The organism is Colwellia sp. SU-HH00943, from assembly GCF_057546125.1.
Genome location: NZ_BAAJLW010000004.1, coordinates 404,049 through 421,560, shown reverse-complemented (window position 1 = coordinate 421,560; position 17,512 = coordinate 404,049). Strand labels below are relative to the sequence as shown.

13 protein-coding genes are annotated in these 17,512 nt (G+C 39.0%); 3 read left to right on the top strand and 10 right to left on the bottom strand.

Annotated elements, in window-relative coordinates; all coding sequences use genetic code 11:
- Positions 1-38 precede the first annotated feature (38 nt).
- The 3 genes from AC27GZ_RS13355 to AC27GZ_RS13345 form a co-directional block, all read right to left on the bottom strand.
- Entirely contained in the window at positions 39-1,532 is a 1,494-nt protein-coding gene (locus tag AC27GZ_RS13355; protein ID WP_487095716.1) for an MFS transporter, read from the bottom strand.
- 190 nt (positions 1,533-1,722) lie between these two features.
- Positions 1,723-2,709 carry a glucokinase gene (locus AC27GZ_RS13350; RefSeq protein WP_487095715.1) on the bottom strand — a complete coding sequence of 329 codons (987 nt, stop codon included), beginning with the start codon at positions 2,707-2,709 and terminating at the stop codon, positions 1,723-1,725.
- Between the two features lie 17 nt (positions 2,710-2,726).
- Positions 2,727-5,210, bottom strand: a complete 2,484-nt coding sequence (locus tag AC27GZ_RS13345; RefSeq protein ID WP_487095714.1) for a glycoside hydrolase family 31 protein — start codon at positions 5,208-5,210, stop codon at positions 2,727-2,729.
- Positions 5,211-5,500: 290 nt separating this feature from the next.
- On the opposite strand from AC27GZ_RS13345, the gene AC27GZ_RS13340 reads away from it, so the two are divergent.
- Positions 5,501-7,135 carry an alpha-amylase family glycosyl hydrolase gene (locus AC27GZ_RS13340; protein ID WP_487095713.1) on the top strand — a complete coding sequence of 545 codons (1,635 nt, stop codon included), beginning with the start codon at positions 5,501-5,503 and terminating at the stop codon, positions 7,133-7,135.
- 29 nt (positions 7,136-7,164) lie between these two features.
- Positions 7,165-9,003, top strand: a complete 1,839-nt coding sequence (locus AC27GZ_RS13335) for an alpha-amylase family glycosyl hydrolase (protein ID WP_487095712.1) — start codon at positions 7,165-7,167, stop codon at positions 9,001-9,003.
- 94 nt (positions 9,004-9,097) lie between these two features.
- On the opposite strand, the gene AC27GZ_RS13330 is transcribed toward AC27GZ_RS13335, so the two are convergent.
- Complete coding sequence (locus AC27GZ_RS13330) at positions 9,098-9,241, bottom strand: hypothetical protein (protein WP_487095711.1); 144 nt, start codon at positions 9,239-9,241, stop codon at positions 9,098-9,100.
- 246 nt (positions 9,242-9,487) lie between these two features.
- Here AC27GZ_RS13330 and AC27GZ_RS13325 point away from each other — a divergent pair, with 246 nt between their 5' ends.
- Positions 9,488-10,600, top strand: coding sequence for a bile acid:sodium symporter family protein (locus tag AC27GZ_RS13325; RefSeq protein ID WP_487095709.1), 1,113 nt, complete (start codon positions 9,488-9,490; stop codon positions 10,598-10,600).
- A gap of 193 nt (positions 10,601-10,793) precedes the next feature.
- Here the strand turns inward: AC27GZ_RS13325 and fbaA are convergent, their stop codons facing one another.
- The 6 genes from fbaA to AC27GZ_RS13295 form a co-directional block, all read right to left on the bottom strand.
- Positions 10,794-11,885: a class II fructose-bisphosphate aldolase gene (gene fbaA / locus AC27GZ_RS13320; RefSeq protein ID WP_487095708.1), complete on the bottom strand. Its 1,092-nt coding sequence runs from the start codon at positions 11,883-11,885 to the stop codon at positions 10,794-10,796.
- 1 nt (position 11,886) lies between these two features.
- Positions 11,887-12,510: a bifunctional 4-hydroxy-2-oxoglutarate aldolase/2-dehydro-3-deoxy-phosphogluconate aldolase gene (gene eda / locus AC27GZ_RS13315; RefSeq protein WP_487095707.1), complete on the bottom strand. Its 624-nt coding sequence runs from the start codon at positions 12,508-12,510 to the stop codon at positions 11,887-11,889.
- Between the two features lie 94 nt (positions 12,511-12,604).
- A complete protein-coding gene (locus AC27GZ_RS13310; protein WP_487095706.1) occupies positions 12,605-13,546 on the bottom strand; it encodes a sugar kinase in 942 nt (313 codons plus the stop codon).
- Between the two features lie 49 nt (positions 13,547-13,595).
- Positions 13,596-14,894 (bottom strand): MFS transporter, encoded by a 1,299-nt coding sequence (locus AC27GZ_RS13305; protein WP_487095705.1) that lies wholly within the window; start codon positions 14,892-14,894, stop codon positions 13,596-13,598.
- Between the two features lies 1 nt (position 14,895).
- Complete coding sequence (locus AC27GZ_RS13300; protein ID WP_487095857.1) at positions 14,896-15,243, bottom strand: cupin domain-containing protein; 348 nt, start codon at positions 15,241-15,243, stop codon at positions 14,896-14,898.
- A gap of 17 nt (positions 15,244-15,260) precedes the next feature.
- On the bottom strand, positions 15,261-17,423 hold the full coding sequence (locus tag AC27GZ_RS13295) for a heparinase II/III domain-containing protein (RefSeq protein ID WP_487095856.1): 2,163 nt from the start codon (positions 17,421-17,423) through the stop codon (positions 15,261-15,263).
- Positions 17,424-17,512 lie beyond the last annotated feature (89 nt).

The window sequence follows — 17,512 nt, the reverse complement described above, 5'->3', positions numbered from 1 at the left end:
TACTTTCCCGGTACTTTCCCAGTATATAGGTTATTTGCTTATGCAGTAACTTCATCACTTTGAGTAACAGTGTTATTTTCCTCAACTCCATCCTTTACAAAGTATACTGACAGCGCTGCTAATACCATGGAAATACCGGCAAGCATGATGATGTAGATTGCTTGGTTGTCAAACACGGCGGTTAATATCCAGCCAGCAAAAATACCAGAGACAATTTGAGGTGCGGCAATGGTAAAGTTGAAAATACCCATGTAAACCCCCGTTTGTTTAACTGGCAAAGAGCCCGCTAAAATCGCATAAGGCATGGCTAAAATAGCAGCCCATGCAATACCAACACCTATCATAGGTAAGAATAGCGATACTGCACCTTGGGGTACTTCAATTTGAGTAATTCCTAAGTTTACTAAAGTTAGCGATGGGTTTTGCAGTAGCATAATGCTCAAATAACCAATGCCACCTGCTAGTAATGATAATGAATAGGTTAACTTACGGCCAATTTTATTAGCAACTTTAGCCATAACTAATGAGGCTATCGCTGCAAATAGTGAGTAAGCGGCAAAGATAATACCCACCCAATCACCAGCCGTACCTTTGGCTTGTGCAATATGTTCAGGAATGACCGGAACTGATGATAAATGAGTAGGGTCAAACCATTTGGCGTCAATACCCCAGATATGTTGCGTAATAGCAGGCATGGTGTAGACCCACATAATAAACAAGGCAAACCATGAGAAAAACTGCACAACGGCTAATTGTTTCATGGTGGTAGGCATGGTTTTCATTAAGCCAAAAAAGCCTGATAACTTTTCAGCGACGGAGTGTTCTTCGGTATTGTTATCTAATGGAGCTAAGCCATTCGTACCTGGTGCATACTCTTTCGTTCTAAATACTGTCCAGAGTACTGAGCCAAGCATAACGGTTGCGCCAATATAAAAAGCCCAGATAACTGACGGGGCAACAGAGCCCGCTGAGGCTGTGTTTTCTAAGCCAATAACATTGGTTAATAAAAAGGGTAAAATAGAACCAAATACTGCGCCTATATTGATTAAGAAAGACTGAATAGAGTAACCAATATTACGCTGCTCCGATGGCACCATATCTGAAACTAGCGCTCTAAATGGTTGGAAAGCTAAGTTAAAAGAAGCATCCATTATTGCCAGCATCATAGCGCCAAAAAATAACGGGGTAATAAAGCTCGCTAATGTCGCCGAATTGGGCATTAATAACATGCCGATAGCGGCGGCTAAACCACCCGCTAAAATATAGGGGTTACGACGACCAAACTTGTTCCATGTTTTGTCTGAAGCTGAGCCAACAATGGGTTGAATAATCAAACCCATAATAGGTGCGACTAACCAGAATAATGAAAGGGAGTGAAGATCTGCACCTAAGTCTGATAGTATTCTACTGGCATTAGCATTTTGTAGTGCAAAGCCAAATTGCACGCCTAAAAAGCCAAAACTAACATTCCAAATTTGCCAGAAACTCAGGCGAGGTTTTATTGAGGTAGCACAGGTATTATTTGTGGTCATGTAACGGACTCTTATATTAATCACATCGAGTTGTTTTATATAAAGCTAAAATATTTAGGGGTATATAAAACAAAAGGTATATTGAACAAGTGTATTTAACTTCTTCAATATACCCATAATGAGAATTAACAGCTATCTATTACATACGTATTCAGTCAATTTCATGACTAGAACAACACTCTAGATATTTTTACTGTTGCAGTAAATAGGCCGCCGCGCCAAGCAATCCTGGTTGCTCTTCAGTAATCACATAGGTAGGCGCTTGTTCAGTGATATTAGATAAGCGACCTTTGCTTTCAAAACGTGCTCTAAATTTACTGTCTTTAAGAAAATCAATAAAACGTGGCACTATGCCTCCAGCAATATAGACACCACCTTGGCTATTCATAATTAGTGCTAAATTACCGGCAAAACTACCTAGTGCTTGGCAAAATATTTGTAATGCTTGATGACAAAGTGGGCAGCTATTTTCAATGCCTTGTTTGCTAACTTCTTGCGCTGATAAATGCGTTTTTTCACTGTTGGCTTGATTAGCTAATGCTTGATAAATTTGCTCAAGGCCGTAACCTGAAAGTAGTTGTTCATAGGAAACACGTGCTTTAATAGTATTTAGATAGCGCAATACAGCTATTTCTTGCTCACCTACAGGAGCAAAATCAACATGACCTCCTTCACCGCTAACACAGTGCCATTGGCTTTTTCCTGCAATAGTAACAGGCACTAAGTTGGCAACGCCTAAACCTGTGCCAGGGCCACACACTGAAATAGGCTTATTAGATACAGTTTCACCGCCACCAATTTTAACTTTTTGTTCATCACTTAATAACGGAATGGCCATCGCAATGGCGGTATAGTCATTTAGCATAGTTAAACTATTTAATTTTAACTGGCTAATTAACTCGGCTTGAGAAAACTGCCAAGGTAAATTGGTCATCGAAATAATGTCATTATCAACAGGGCAGGCAATGGCCAAACAGGCATTGATAGTGCAACCATCAAGCTGGTTATTAGCAATATAAAGACTTAATACGTCGGCTAAACTGTCAAATTCGCCACATCGATAAGTTTCAATGTGAGTAAATTTTTGCTCACTTTCTTTGTCTGCTTGAGCGATTCGAATATTGGTACCACCAATATCGGCAATTAATTTTATTGTTTTCGTTGCTGCTGTATTCATTGTTAAAGATTACCTAATTAATCTATAGAGAGCGTTAAAGGTTCATGCTGCCAATGAAACGAAATGGTTAAGGTTTTATCGCCTTTATGCCAAGTGCTTTTTACATTTTTTTGATTGCCAATTGTTACGCTTTTAGGTTTTACTTGCCAATTATTAATGACTAGTTTCATCTCTCTACTAGTCGGCATACCTTTATATTTATTGTTATTATGTGCTAAATCTATGGTCAAACGTTGCTGTTTCTGGCTAGCAGTGAACGATAATAGCTCAAAAGAATCCTGCTTGATAGCTTGAAATATTTCACCATCATCTTCATACATTTCATAATGTGCAGAGGTTACGGAATTATCGGCATAATAATGTAATGTTAGCTTACTGCTGTCGTACTCTTGGGTAGATTGGATATCGTCAATCATGGGAATAAAGCTACCGGCGCGCACTAATACAGGCAAGGTTTCTAACTGAGTTGTTTGCGAGATAACTTGCTTGCCTTTATGTCTTTCGCCAGTAAAGAAATCGAACCAAACACCTTTAGGCAAAGGGACTGAAACTGAGTCAACCTTAGCGTCAGTAACAGGGGTAACGAGAAAAGCATCTCCCCAAAAATAGCTTGTAGCGTTATCAATTAGATCAGCGTCTTGCTCATTTTCAAAAAACATGGGTCTCATTAGTGGAAGGCCTGTAGTACTATTTTGATAGGCCAGTGTGTAGTTGTACGGTAGTAGTTTATATCTTAGTTTGATAAATTTACGTAAAATATCTTGCGTTTCTTTATCGTGAAACACTACTTCTGGGGCAATATTGTCTTGTGCATGCGGGCGGTAAATAGGTTGGAAAACTCCGTATTGCAGCCAGCGTATATACATTTCTTTATTAAAGACTTCACCACCAGCAAAACCACCTAAATCTGAATGCGTATAGGCCATACCGAATAAGCCCATTTGTAAGCTCAACTCAACTTGTGGTTTTAAGCCGCCCCAAGTACGGTTCACATCTCCTGTCCAAGGGATCATGCCGTAACGCTGAGAACCAGCAAACCCAGAACGCATTAAAATGAATGGGCGTTTTTCTGGGGCTAGTGATAACTGCTGTTGATAAACCATTTTCGCCCATTCATGACCATAGGTATTATGAATGGCATCAGCATTGACCACATTTCCATTGGCTAAGGTATGCAAAGTATCACTTGGGTGAACTTCAGGCTCACCTAAATCACCCCACCAACCGGCGACACCTTGTTGATAGAGGCTTTTGTAAATATTATTAAACCATTTTTTGCCATCTTGACTAAAAACATCAATTAGCCCTGTATTGCCAAAATAAAAATCAAACTTCTTCGGCTCGCCATTTTCAGCTTTTGCTAAGGCGTTGCTATCTTTCGCGTCTTGCCATTTTTTTGATGTGGTTAAAACAAAAGGTTCAGTAATTAAGACTGTGTTTACACCTTGCGCTTTAATATCGCTAATCATTTCGATAGGGGTTGGGAAGGCATCGTGATCCCACGCTAGATTACCCATATGGCCTTTAATGTCTTTACCAAACCAGTAAAGATCAAGAATTAATGCATCCAATGGGAAATCTAATTCAATAAACTTATTCACTGTATCGCGTACTTCTTGCTCGGTTCGATAACCAAACCTTGAAGCGTAGTTACCTAATGCCCAGCGTGGCGGCATAGGTTGTGTGCCAGTAACATCAACATAGTTTTTTAGCAACTCTGGGTAGCTATCACCAGCGAAAAATATATATGCCATACGGCCAGAAACAGCTTCAAATTGCATGACATCGGGGTCAGATTTACCTAAATCCATCCAACCTTTGGCGGAGTTATCAAATAAAAGCAGGTATTTTTTGCTCGACATGATGGCAGGTAAACTAAAGTTCATCTGATTTGACTGTGTTTCATAGCCATAATGTGCGCGGTTATATAGCGGCATGCTATGGCCTCGTCTATCCATACCGAGTACGCGTTCTCCACCACCGAGTAGTTTTTCTTTTGATGTTAAATTAAAACGAAAGCCTTGAGTTTGATAATGCTTGCTCTCTTCTATTTTGCTGCCAGTGAAAAAGCCTGCTTCTTCAGACAAAAGTAACTGTTTGCTTTCTTTATTGTATTGGTAAAAAGCAATGTTAAAAGGCGCTTTAGTAATTATTACCCTTAATTTAGGGCTAATATAATGAAGGCTTTCTTTATGCTCCTCCAAAGTAAATGCTTGTTTGCTTGCGGATTCTTTAATAGCAAAAGAAGGTAATTTTGCAGCATTCTTATCAAGGAGGCTTTGTTTATTTTGCGCGGTAACTGTATAGCTAACTTCAACAGCCTGTTCACCGTAGGCTGTTAATTCTACAGTACCTAAAGTGGTTGTTATTGTTAAGGTATTATTATTTATTCTATGACTAATATACTGGTTTTTTTCCTGAGCAAAGCTTAATGTTTGTAGAAAAAATACCGCTAAAATGAGAACAGTTTTCACAAAAGATAAAGGTCTAGAAAAGCGCAAAGTGAATCCTTAATAAATGCATACATTATATGACTTGATAACATAGTTAATGATAATACCCTTCTGATAACCAAGCCGCTTATTGAATACGTATGCAAGTATTAACATGCTAGTGTGATGTTTACTTGATGTTTTTTATTAATACATACGTATGCATTACCAAAAACCCTATACATACGTATGCAAAGACTATTACCTGTTTCGTTTATTACGTATTCTTGCTTTAGATGAATGGATATAAACCTATCTAAGTAATGATAGCAAAGCTAAGTAATAATCGGGGTTTGAGGATGAGTGAACAAATGTGGTGGCGTGGAGCGGTAATATATCAAATATACCCGCGAAGTTTTTATGATGCTAACCAAGATGGAATAGGTGACTTACCTGGAATTATTAGTAAACTTGATTACATAGCAAGTTTAGGGGTAGATGCTATCTGGATTTCTCCTTTCTTTAAATCACCGATGAAAGATTTTGGTTATGATATCAGTGACTATCGCGATATTGACCCTATTTTTGGCACCCTTGAGGACTTTGATGAGCTTATTGAAAAAGCGCATGCCCTGAATATAAAAATTATGATCGACCAAGTGCTAAGTCATACTTCGGATCAACATCAATGGTTTATTGATAGTCGTGAAGATAAAGAAAATGATAAAGCGGATTGGTATGTTTGGGCTGATGCCAAAGAAGATGGTACTGCGCCGAACAACTGGCTATCTATTTTTGGCGGTACAGGTTGGACATGGGAGCCACGCCGCCAGCAATATTACTTACATAATTTCCTATCAAGTCAACCGGATTTAAATTTTCATAATCCACAAGTACAACAAGCGGTGCTTGATAATGTGGAGTTTTGGCTAAAGCGTGGTGTTGACGGATTTAGGTTAGATGCAATTAACTTTTGTTTCCATGATGCACAATTAAGAGATAACCCAGCTAAACCAAAAGAGCTAAGGCAAAGTATCGGTTTTGATGAGAAAAACCCTTATGCCTATCAATATCACTATTTTAATAATACTCAGGATGAAAACTTAGCCTTTATTGAGTCTATTCGTGCACTTTTAAATCAATACCCAGGAACGGTTGCCTTAGGTGAGATCTCATCTGAAGATTCACTAAAAACCATGGCTGAATATACCCAAGGTGATGCAAGGCTACATATGGGCTACAGCTTTGATTTACTCACCGATGAATTTTCTGCCAGTTATATTAAACAGGTTGTTCAATCACTTGAGGCGAATGTTGCTGATGGTTGGCCTTGTTGGTCAATATCGAACCATGATGTGCAGCGTGTCGTTAGTCGTTGGGGTAGTAGTCAAAATGCCGAAGATAACCCAGATTTAGCGAAAATGTTATACGCAATGATTTCATCACTGCGAGGCAGCATTTGTAGTTACCAAGGTGAAGAATTGGGCCTGCCAGAAGCTGATATTGCTTATGAAGATTTGCAAGATCCATACGGTATAACCTTCTGGCCTCAGTTTAAGGGCAGAGATGGTTGTCGTACCCCACACCCTTGGCAGCATGATCAAATTAATGCGGGCTTTAGCCAAGCTAAGCCGTGGTTACCTGTGTCACAAGCGCAGCAAGAAAAAGCTGTAAATGTACAAGAGGATGACGCTAATTCCGTATTAAATGCTTACCGTCATTTTTCACAATGGCGTAAGTCTCACAGTGCTTTATTATACGGCGAGATTAGTTTTGTTGACGCGCCACAAGATATATTGGCGTTCATTAGACAAGAGAAGACTGAAAAGCTATTAGTGTGTTTTAATTTTACTAACCAAGCACAGCACTTTGCACATGAGCTATTGACGTCAAATATAACCGTGTTGAACGATCATCAATTACAGACAACAGACATTGTTGATGGCGAAATTTCTTTACCCGCTTTTGGTTGTTTTTATGCGGTTTTATCATAAAAGCTAGCGTAATAAATCAAGGAATAATAATGAAAAAACAGTTTTTACCTTCTGCTTTATTGGCGCTAAGTTTTTTGGTTAGTCATCACACGGCATATAGCTTTGGGCCATACAGTTCTGAGCCATATAGTTCTGAACATAGCTCAGACAATACTGCTTCTAAAAGTACTGAGCAAAAGCTTGTTGCGAAAGCGAGCAAACTCGCTCCTTATCAACAACGAGACTTTCAAGAAGAAGTGTTCTATTTTGTCTTACCTGATCGCTTTTATAATGGTGATGAATCGAATGATTTAGGGGCTGCACCTGATGATAAAAAACGTGCTTTATCACGAGGCGGTTTCGACAAAAGCCATAAAGGTATGTATCACGGTGGTGACCTAGTAGGTTTGACTGAAAAACTACCCTATTTAGATAATATGGGGATAACTGCCATCTGGTTAACACCTGTTTTACGTAATCAAGCTGTGCAAACAGGCAGCTCGGGATACCACGGTTATTGGATTTTAGACTTTACCGAAATTGACCCTCACTTAGGCTCTAATGCTGATTTAAAACACTTTATCGATGAGGCGCATAAACGCAATATTAAAGTTTTTTTTGACATTATCACGAACCATACTGCCGATGTGATTAAATACAAAGAGTGTCATGGCGAAGACGGTTTAGATTGGATTGTTGAAGGAGACGCTTGCCCTTTTAAATCATTAGCACAAATGGCTAAAGGTGACCGATACACGCCTATTATTCCTAAAGGAAATGAACAGTTAAAAACCCCAAGTTGGTTAAATGATATAAGCGCTTATCACAACCAAGGTGATTCTTTTTGGCAAGGTGAAAGCTCACTTCGTGGTGATTTTAGTGGTTTAGATGATTTGGATACCAACAGCGATCATGTTGTTAATGGCATGATTGATATATACAAAGCTATTATTGATGAGTTTAGACCTGATGGCTTTCGAATTGATACAGTTAAGCATGTTAACACTGAGTTTTGGCAAGAGTTTTCCCCAGCATTGATGGCACACGCTAGGAAAATAGGCATAAATAATTTCTTTATGTTTGGTGAAGTGTATAGCTTTGACTCTAAGGCATTAAGTTATTTCACTACAGAAGCCAAACTACCATCAGTATTGGATTTTGCCCTGCAAGGTGCTATTAGGAGCGCTTTGGTTGATCAACAAGGAACTGATGAATTAGCCAATTTATTCGCACAAGATCATCTCTATACTACAGCGCATAGCGATATTGAAAATACTGATGCTAATCAGTTAGTTAATTTTATCGGTAATCATGATATGGGGCGTTTTGCGTACTTTTTAAAAGAAAGTGACCATGATTATAGTGAGCAAGAACAAATTGAGCGGAACTTGTTAGCTCATGCTTTACTCTACTTCAGCCGAGGTGTACCGGTCATATACTATGGTGATGAACAAGGCTTTGTGGGAGATGGCGGCGATCAAGCTTCACGTCAAGATATGATGCCGTCTATGGTTGCCAGTTATAATGATGATGACTTATTAGCTACCGATAAAACCACGGCCGATAACAATTTTGATACTAGCCATTTGTTTTACCAAAGTTTTGCGCAATTTGCGGATTTATATCAGCAATATCCCGCGCTACGCTTTGGTCAGCAAAGTACGCTCTATTCGCAAGCTAAACCAGGCATCTTTGCTATCCAAAGAGCGTATAAGGGCGAGGAAAATCAGCATCAATTAATTGTGGTATTTAATACGGCAACAAAGGCTAAAAGCTTAACTATGCTGCCGAAACTTAGTAAAGCAAGTTTGATTTTTCAGTCAGAAGAAAATCAGCAGGGCAGTATTGCGCCATTAAGCTTTGCTATTTTTAAAACAAAATCTAACTAAAACCTAAACGTATAATCTACCTTAGCAGTAAAACCTGTTTCGGTAGATTTAAATCTGTCACTGATGTCATCTCGATTTAAATTATGGCTTAATACTAAGTAAACATTTCTACTTGGCACCAACTTTCCTCTGTAGCAAAGCCTTTAATAGTTTCTGTGTAAATATCTCCAGCGCGAAATTTAAATTCAATATCCGCATCACGGGCATTAGAAGTTTCTTTATGATTGCAGGTCGCCATCAAGATTATTGACTAAATAGTTTCTTGTATTTGAGCATACATTAGTGCTAATTGCCCACAGCAATGTTCAATATTTTCTTTGCGATCTCAGTCAGATATCTCAATAGTAAATGAAGGTGAAAGGACAGCGGTATGTGGTATTATTCTTGTTTAACATTTAATTGTTTGATTTGAGCACACTGATAAACCAGCACTTGGGAATCTGGCGATGCCAAAAATAATAATACCTAAGATAAGAGAATAACTATGTCAAATTTCCAGTCATTTCGCTTAAACAGTTTGGTTCTAGGAAAAGCTTGTCTTGCTTTTTCAGCGGCCTGTTTTATTGCGCTATTAGTTTTAGGTACAAGTAATAATCCTATTCTTGCTCTGTTTAGTAGTCTTTTTGTTGCAACAGGGTTTAGTTTAATTCAACAGTTACGCAGGTTTGCTTACACTTTCTGGATAATTTGTGCTGTGGTATCAGCACTTTCTTTTCCACAATATTTTACTCAGATTGGTGAGTTTAATTTGAAAAACTTAATTGTGCCATTGCTGCAAATTATTATGTTTGGAATGGGCACAGCAATGAGTTTAAATGACTTTGCAGGCGTAGTTCGTATGCCCAAAGCTGTTGGTATAGGTTTAGCATTACAACTTACTATTATGCCTATTGTTGGTTTTAGTATCGCTTACTCATTCGACTTTGCACCTGAAATTGCCGCAGGTATTATTTTAGTTGGTTGCTCTCCGAGCGGGCTAGCATCAAATGTTATGGCCTATATTGCGAAATCGAATCTAGCGCTGTCCGTTACGCTAACAGCTATAGCAACTTTATTGGCGCCTTTTACCACACCTTTTTTAATGGAAGTCTTTGCAGGCGAATTTATCCCTATCGATTCTTGGGCAATGATGTTGAGTATTACTAAAATTGTTATTTTACCCATAATTGCAGGATTAATTTTTAATCACTTTCTTCATGGCAAGGTTGATTGGTTAGATAAAGCTATGCCTTATGTTTCAATGTTTGCTATTGGCTTGATTATTACCGTGATTACGGCAGCAGGACATGAGAAATTACTAGAGATTGGGTTGTTGTTATTAGTGGCTTCACTTATTCATAATCTATTAGGTTATCTTTTGGGTTATAACGTGTGTCGTTTGTTTGGTATGGATGAAAAGTCGCGCCGAAGTATTGCCTTTGAAGTTGGAATGCAAAATACCGGGCTTGCGTCAGGAATAGCTTTAGAAATGGGGCGTGTCGCAACACTTGGCTTAGCACCTTCAGTGTTTGGACCGTTAATGAATGTCACGGGCTCTAGCTTAGCTTCTTGGTGGAAAAGCCGCCCAATTGTAGATGATATCGATGAACAAAAATAGTGAATGAGAAAGTCTAACAAACAAAATTAAGTATACAGGATTAGGTTTGATATTCTTTTTAGTGGTCGGAATTTAACTTGATAGCTTTTTAAGGCGTACCTGAACTCAATATATAAACTTTTGTTTTATTGAGTTCAGGTTAATAGCAGAAATAATTAATAAGTTATTTCTGCTATTAAGGACTAGGCATCAATTATTGTTTTTTAGCGATATACCTATCAATACAGTTTAAATCTAAGAAACATTTTTGCAGTCTTTCGCTCATGCTTTCCTCAGCTTTACGTAGCCAAACTCTAGGATCATAGAATTTTTTATTCGGTAATTCATCTCCCTTAGGGTTACCAATTTGGCTTTGTAAGTATTTAGATTTTTTCTGATAGTACTGGTGAACACCTTCCCAACATGCCCATTGTGTATCAGTATCAATGTTCATTTTGATAGTGCCATAAGAAATAGCCTCTTTAATATCTCCAATATCAGACCCTGATCCACCATGAAAAACAAAGTTTAATGGGTGGTGAGGTAAAGAGAATTTATCAGCTACATAGGCTTGAGATTTTTTCAAAATCATCGGTGTTAAAGTAACATGACCTGACTTATAAACCCCATGCACATTACCAAATGAAGCCGCAATAATAAAATTACTACTAATCGGGTTTAGCTTTTCATAAGCGTAAGCAACATCTTCAGGCTGTGTGTAAAGTTTAGCATTATCAATGTTGGTATTATCAACGCCATCTTCTTCGCCACCTGTGCAACCAAGCTCTATTTCTAACGTCATGTTCATTGCTGACATGCGTTTAAGGTAACGCGCAGATATCTCGATATTTTCTTCTAATGTCTCTTCTGATAAATCAATCATGTGAGAGCTAAATAATGGCTCACCGGTCTCTTCGAAATATTTTTCACCTTCAAGGAGCAATCCATCAATCCAAGGAAGAAGTTTTTTGGCCGCATGATCAGTGTGAATCACGACTGGAATATCATAAAATTTTGCAACACTTTTAATATACTTCGCGGCGGCAATACCACCTTGAATCGCAGCATCCATCGCGGATAAATTCACACCTTTGCCGATGAAAAAAGCGGCTCCTGAATAGGATAATTGGATAATTACCGGAGAGTTAACTTCTTTCGCAGCTTCTAGGGCAGCATTTACAGAGTTTGTTCCCACAACATTGATAGCTGGTAAGGCGAATTGATTTTCTTTTGCATAGTTAAAAAGCTCACTTAAATCATCGCCACAGACAAAGCCGCTTTCAATTAAGTCAGATAAAGATTTCATGTTACTTACTACCTAATGCTTCTTTACAGGCTTCAGTGATTTTGTGCCATTGACCTTCGGCTACCCATTCAGGTTTAGCTACCCAAGTACCACCAACCGCAAACACATTGTTTAATGATAGGAAGTCTTGTTGATTAGCTTGGTTTACACCGCCAGTAGGGCAGAAACTGATATCTCTAAAAATAGAAGACATTGCAGATAAGAAGGGGGCACCACCAGATAATGAAGCTGGGAATAGCTTTAATTGGCTATAGCCAAATTCACGTGCCATTAAAATATCTGCCGCATTTGAAACACCCGGTAAAACAGGTACAGCGCAGTCAGCAAGTTTAGTTAATAAGCTATTAGAAATCGTTGGTGTGATGATGAAATCACTACCAGCCGCGATGGCTTGATTTAAAATATCTTCATCAATTACTGTTCCTGCGCCTACTTTTAGCGATGGCAGTTCTGTTTTGATTGCTTTGATAATATCAATAGAAGCTTCAGTTCGAAGCACTACTTCAACGAGGTGAATACCTGCATCAGCCATTGCTTTCGCAATCTCTACACCTTGTTCTACAGTGTTTGCCTGAATGATAGGTAGCAGAGTTTGTGTTCCCATTAAGTTGGAAAATGAATTCATAATGTGTCCTTGTACTAAGGTAAATAGAGTTAGTGTCGATGCTAGCTTGAGGCTGTACTTAGATACTTAACTCTATGGGTCTAATTCCGTTGGTTTAGCTCAGTGTTTCGATAAAGTGAGCAAATGTATCACGATCAACAATAGCACCGTAATGTTGAATAACAAAGCCGGCAGCCTTTGAAGCTAATGACACTGCAGAGGTAATATCATGTCCTTTTACACGAGCGCCAAGGTAGATGCCGTTAAATGAATCGCCAGCAGAAGTGGTATCTACGACGTTCTCTACAGGTGTTATTGGAAAATGGTAGCTTTGATCTTCAGCATAGCAGTAGATGCCTGCTTCACCATTTTTGATCACTAACTCGCTAAATTGATAGGGTTTACAAAAGTCATAAACCTGTTCAGAAGTTGTTAGTCCGTATAGTTGCTCAAAATCATCAACGCCGGGTAACAATACATCAGCAATCGTGAAAGCTTGTTCAAATTGCTCTTTAGCTTGTGCCTGGTTGTCCCACATACGGGCGCGATAGTTAGGATCAAATACTATAGTTACGCCTGCTGCTTTAAGCTTTTCGAGCATGACCCAAAAACTCGCTCTGGCACTAGGCTCTATCACAGCTAATGAAATACCTGAGAAGAAAAACATATCACCTTGAGAAAGTGCGTTAGTAGCATTGTCATCAATGTGCTGCATCACTTGACGTGCAGCAGAATCATTTCGCCAATAAGTAAAACTACGCTCGCCCTCATCATCAAGTTGGATAGAATATAAGCCGGGTATTTTTGTTTCTGATTTAAAAACAAAATCGGTTCCAATATGTTCATTTTCGAAATATTGAACCATATCTTGGCTAAAATTATCTTGTCCTACCGCTGTTACTAAGTGCACTTTCACATCAGTGAAAGTGCGCTTTAAATAAACAGCCGTGTTGAAAACATCTCCGGCAAATGATTGCTTTAATGTATTGCTTGCATCGTCTTTTTTCGATGCCATCAATTCAACCATACATTCGCCGAATAAAAAAATGTTTTTCATTTACAAAGCCTTATTAACTTTAATTAAAAATTACTCGATAAGTGTCGAGCTATTGTACTTTCTTCAATGGCTCTACTTTTGGAATAAGAATCCAAACTGCAGCCATAGCAATAATTGCTAATGAAGCACCAATGACAAATGCGGGTGTATAGTTACCGTCAGCTGTTAACCAAGGTACTAATGCTGTTAGGCCTAGTGCACCTAATTTGGCCGCCATACCTGCAAAACCAGCTAGGGTACCAACTGCTTTTTTACCGTATAAATCACTTGGTAGAGTTTGTACATTACCAATAGCTGTTTGGAAACCAAACAGAATAACAGCCATAATAATTACTGCTGTTGTTGGGCCGCCAGGATTTGCCATAGCAAGTAATGCTGGAAGCATAATTAAACAACCTAAGGTAATCGTTAGTTTACGCGTTTTATCGGTATTCCAACCTGCTTTCAGGCGGTTTTGAGCCAATAAGCCACCAAACCATGCACCAATCATTGCGCCAACGTAAGGTACCCAACCGTAGATACCAATAGACTTAACATCCATTGCGTAAACTTCATTAAGATAAATAGGAATCCAGAATACAAATAACCACCAAATAGGGTCAATTGCTGCAGAAGCAATAATTACGCCCCAGCTTTGCTTGCGTGATAATAACTCACCTGTTGTTGGGTTGTATTCATCTTCATCTGCTTCTTCAACTGTGTCGCTTGTACGTTGACCTGTTAAAATATATTCACGTTCTTCTTCAGTGATCCATGGGTGAGCACCTGGTGGTGCCTTAACAAGAATACACCAAGGGATAAGCCATAATAAGCCAACTAAACCTATAACAACAAAAACCATTTGCCAGCTAAAAAATACCGTTAAATAAGCAATTAATGGAATAGCAATAATACCACCAATGGCTGCACCCGAGTTAAAGATACCTTGTGCTAAAGCACGTTCTTTAGTTGGGAACCATTCGGCATTACTTTTAGTTGCACCAGGCCAGTTACCGGCTTCTGATACACCTAAAATAGCTCTGAAAATTGCAAAACTCATCGCACCTTGTGCAAGTGCGTGTAAAGCTGTGGCTATTGACCAAACACCTATAGATAATACGAAACCTAAACGTGTGCCAACCCAGTCAAAAATTTTACCGAATATTGCCTGACCAAACGCATAAGATAAGATAAATACTATAGAGATGTTGGCATAAATTTGCTTACGCTCTAGCGCTGATTCATCTGGGAATAAGTCTTCTACAATGTCAGGCCAAAGTACGCTAAGCGCTGAACGGTCAATATAGTTTATTACGGTAGCTAATGCGATTAACGCAATAACCCACCAACGCAATCCTTTAACTTGCATCTTATTCTTCCCCTAAAAAGTCTAAACGAGCTGGGCTGAATGTATCAATTAAGATACCGCCAGTTGGAGAACTTGCGCCATGCATAGCGTGAGGAGGAATGTAACAGCTGTCTCCAGCTTTCATCACTTTCGTTTCACCATCAATAGTAAAGTGAAATTCACCTTCAACTACGTATGTTACTTGCGAGTGTCTATGAGCATGCTCATAGGCAGTAATCCCTTCGGCAAACCAGATCTTTACGGCCATTAACTCATCGTTATAGCCTAACATCTGGCGTTTCAAACCTTCACCGATGTCTTCAATTGGCTCTTCATTACCGTCGGTAAAAATAGCGCTTTCGTGTTGCAATTTCATGTTGTTAACTCCTATTGACCGTAGACAGCTAAATGACCGTCTATTGAATATGTTTTATTATTAAATGTAAATTCGGTTGTTGAACCAGCTTTATTAATTACTACTAAATAGTTTCTATCTGCAATTGTTAGCTCAACTAATGATAGTTCTTCCTGTTGGGTTAAGGACAATGCAGACACCTGACTGGTCGCTTGTAATGTGTACTCTTTACTTGGGTTGTACTCACCATGCGGCTCTAGTACAGAAACAAACTGATGTTGTTTTGTGTTCGTCACTCGGCGAATAAAACCACTTTCATTGCGTAAGTTAAAGTTAGGATCGTTAGCACCTAGCTGAGTGAAAAAGAAGGTTTCATCGCCTTGAGTTGCAGTAGTTTGAGTATAAAACTTGCCCGTAGCGTCACTAGACTCTCGTAACCAGGTAACTTGTGCTAAGCCGGCTTGCGGTGTCGCTTGCCCTTTGTTCCAAAGGTGCTGATAACCGTTTTCATCACCTAACGCTGATAAACCATTGGTCACAGCTTTAATGTCGAAGTTCGTTTCAATCAACTGCCCATGATAATGCAAAGGTAAGTCAAACTGACTAGCTTGCTCTGCTTTAACATTGAAAATATCTATTGCAACCGCTTTAGAAAGCTCTGGTAATTCAATTAGCGCCAAGGTACGTTCTAACTCTACTCCATCGTAGGCTGTTGAAATTTCACCACTAGATACAGAGCCAAACTCGTTCGTTGCAAAGAAGTTAAGTGTTGGGTGATTTGCATTACCTACTTTAACCTTTTTGTTAAAGTGACTAACTTCGTTAACCACAACCGTATTATGCGCCACAGTATGTTTTGCGTACGTTTCGTTTTCAGGTAAATAACGACCACCGTATTTGGCTTCTACGTTTAAGAAACGTGCTGCGCCATAATCTGAAACAATTTCTTCACCATTGTCATAAAACTGCCAAGTTAATTTGTCGAAGTGACCATGACCTAACCCTTGCGCAGCTGGTTTGAATAACACAGTAGAGTCGCCGAGTTGGTTGCTACGTTTAATAACTAATGCGCCTTGCTTTCCATCATGGCCATCACCATACGCGACTGAGTTGAACTGATAGGGGGTTGCTAATTGTTTGTCTAATGCTTTCGCTACTTTAAGGCCATCGCCAGATAAGATAATTTGATTTTGTTGTTTAGCAATATCTAAATAACCAGTATCTCCAGTTAACCCATAGGCGATAGTGACACCGTGAACTAATTCAATGGTGTCTATACCTTTGCTCTTTATTGCATCGTTGATAGGGAAGAATAAGCCGTTGTAACTAAGCTGAATAGTAGTATCGATAGCTTTTAACAATAAGCCGTCACGTTGCTGAAATATTTTACGTTCAGGTTGGTTGTTTTCGATTGCTTTGGCAAAAGTAACAAAAGGAAATAAAGCGTAACGTTGATAATATGGACCTTCGTTATAATAACCTTGCGGAGAGAACAATTGCTCGATTTGCTTGATAAAGCCACCTTTACCTGACTTATCTAAGCCATAGAGTGCTTGTTCAACCCAATTTGATTCATTAAGTACGTAGCCTGTCATGCCAACGCCAGCCGCAGCCCAAGTACCGTGGTTATGTACTTTGTCGAACGTTGATGGTTGCCCTACAGAAAGAAAAATAGCTACGGGTTTTAATAGTTGTTGCTCAATTGTTTCTCTTTCATCAGCGGATAGGGAATCATGAACTAAGTCATAAGCTTGGATTGTATATACTAACCAAACGGCTTCATTTAGGCTTTGCCAGAAAAATTTCCCTGGATTTTGCGAGTTAACTTTACGTTGTGGGTGTAAGCCAATTGTAGGGTATAACTCGGCATAAGCTAATAGCATATCTCGAACATAGTTAGCATATTTCTTATCCTGACTAAGCTGATAGATAGTGCCAGCATTGAACATTAGCTGATAATTTTTCTTGTGGCGTTCATGAGTATAGCCACCGCCACCATCTTTAGGTACAGGCACTTCCATAGGCAAAGCTATGGCAGCGTCAACGGCTTGTTGTTGAGCTAAATAAGCTGTTTGGAATTTACCAGGCGTGGTAATAGCGGCCCTCATATTGACCACGTCACTTTGATTAATAACTAAATTAGGGTGCTTACTCGCATTGGCTTTAGCACTGATAAAGATAATGCTAGCTAACATGAATGCACTTACTGTTAATCGATAGCAAAACTTGGAAAAGCTTTGACTACATAAGGTTGCTAGCTGTTCTGTTGAATTATTCATATTTA

Excerpts from the sequence above, each read along its gene's own strand:
- AC27GZ_RS13355 (WP_487095716.1), bottom strand. The coding sequence starts at position 1,532 with ATGACCACAAATAATACCTGTGCTACCTCAATAAAACCTCGCCTGAGT.
- AC27GZ_RS13350 (WP_487095715.1), bottom strand. The coding sequence starts at position 2,709 with ATGAATACAGCAGCAACGAAAACAATAAAATTAATTGCCGATATTGGT.
- AC27GZ_RS13340 (WP_487095713.1), top strand. The coding sequence starts at position 5,501 with ATGAGTGAACAAATGTGGTGGCGTGGAGCGGTAATATATCAAATATAC.
- AC27GZ_RS13335 (WP_487095712.1), top strand. The coding sequence starts at position 7,165 with ATGAAAAAACAGTTTTTACCTTCTGCTTTATTGGCGCTAAGTTTTTTG.
- AC27GZ_RS13330 (WP_487095711.1), bottom strand. The coding sequence starts at position 9,241 with ATGGCGACCTGCAATCATAAAGAAACTTCTAATGCCCGTGATGCGGAT.
- AC27GZ_RS13325 (WP_487095709.1), top strand. The coding sequence starts at position 9,488 with ATGTCAAATTTCCAGTCATTTCGCTTAAACAGTTTGGTTCTAGGAAAA.
- fbaA (WP_487095708.1), bottom strand. The coding sequence starts at position 11,885 with ATGAAATCTTTATCTGACTTAATTGAAAGCGGCTTTGTCTGTGGCGAT.
- eda (WP_487095707.1), bottom strand. The coding sequence starts at position 12,510 with ATGAATTCATTTTCCAACTTAATGGGAACACAAACTCTGCTACCTATC.
- AC27GZ_RS13310 (WP_487095706.1), bottom strand. The coding sequence starts at position 13,546 with ATGAAAAACATTTTTTTATTCGGCGAATGTATGGTTGAATTGATGGCA.
- AC27GZ_RS13305 (WP_487095705.1), bottom strand. The coding sequence starts at position 14,894 with ATGCAAGTTAAAGGATTGCGTTGGTGGGTTATTGCGTTAATCGCATTA.
- AC27GZ_RS13295 (WP_487095856.1), bottom strand. The coding sequence starts at position 17,423 with ATGTTAGCTAGCATTATCTTTATCAGTGCTAAAGCCAATGCGAGTAAG.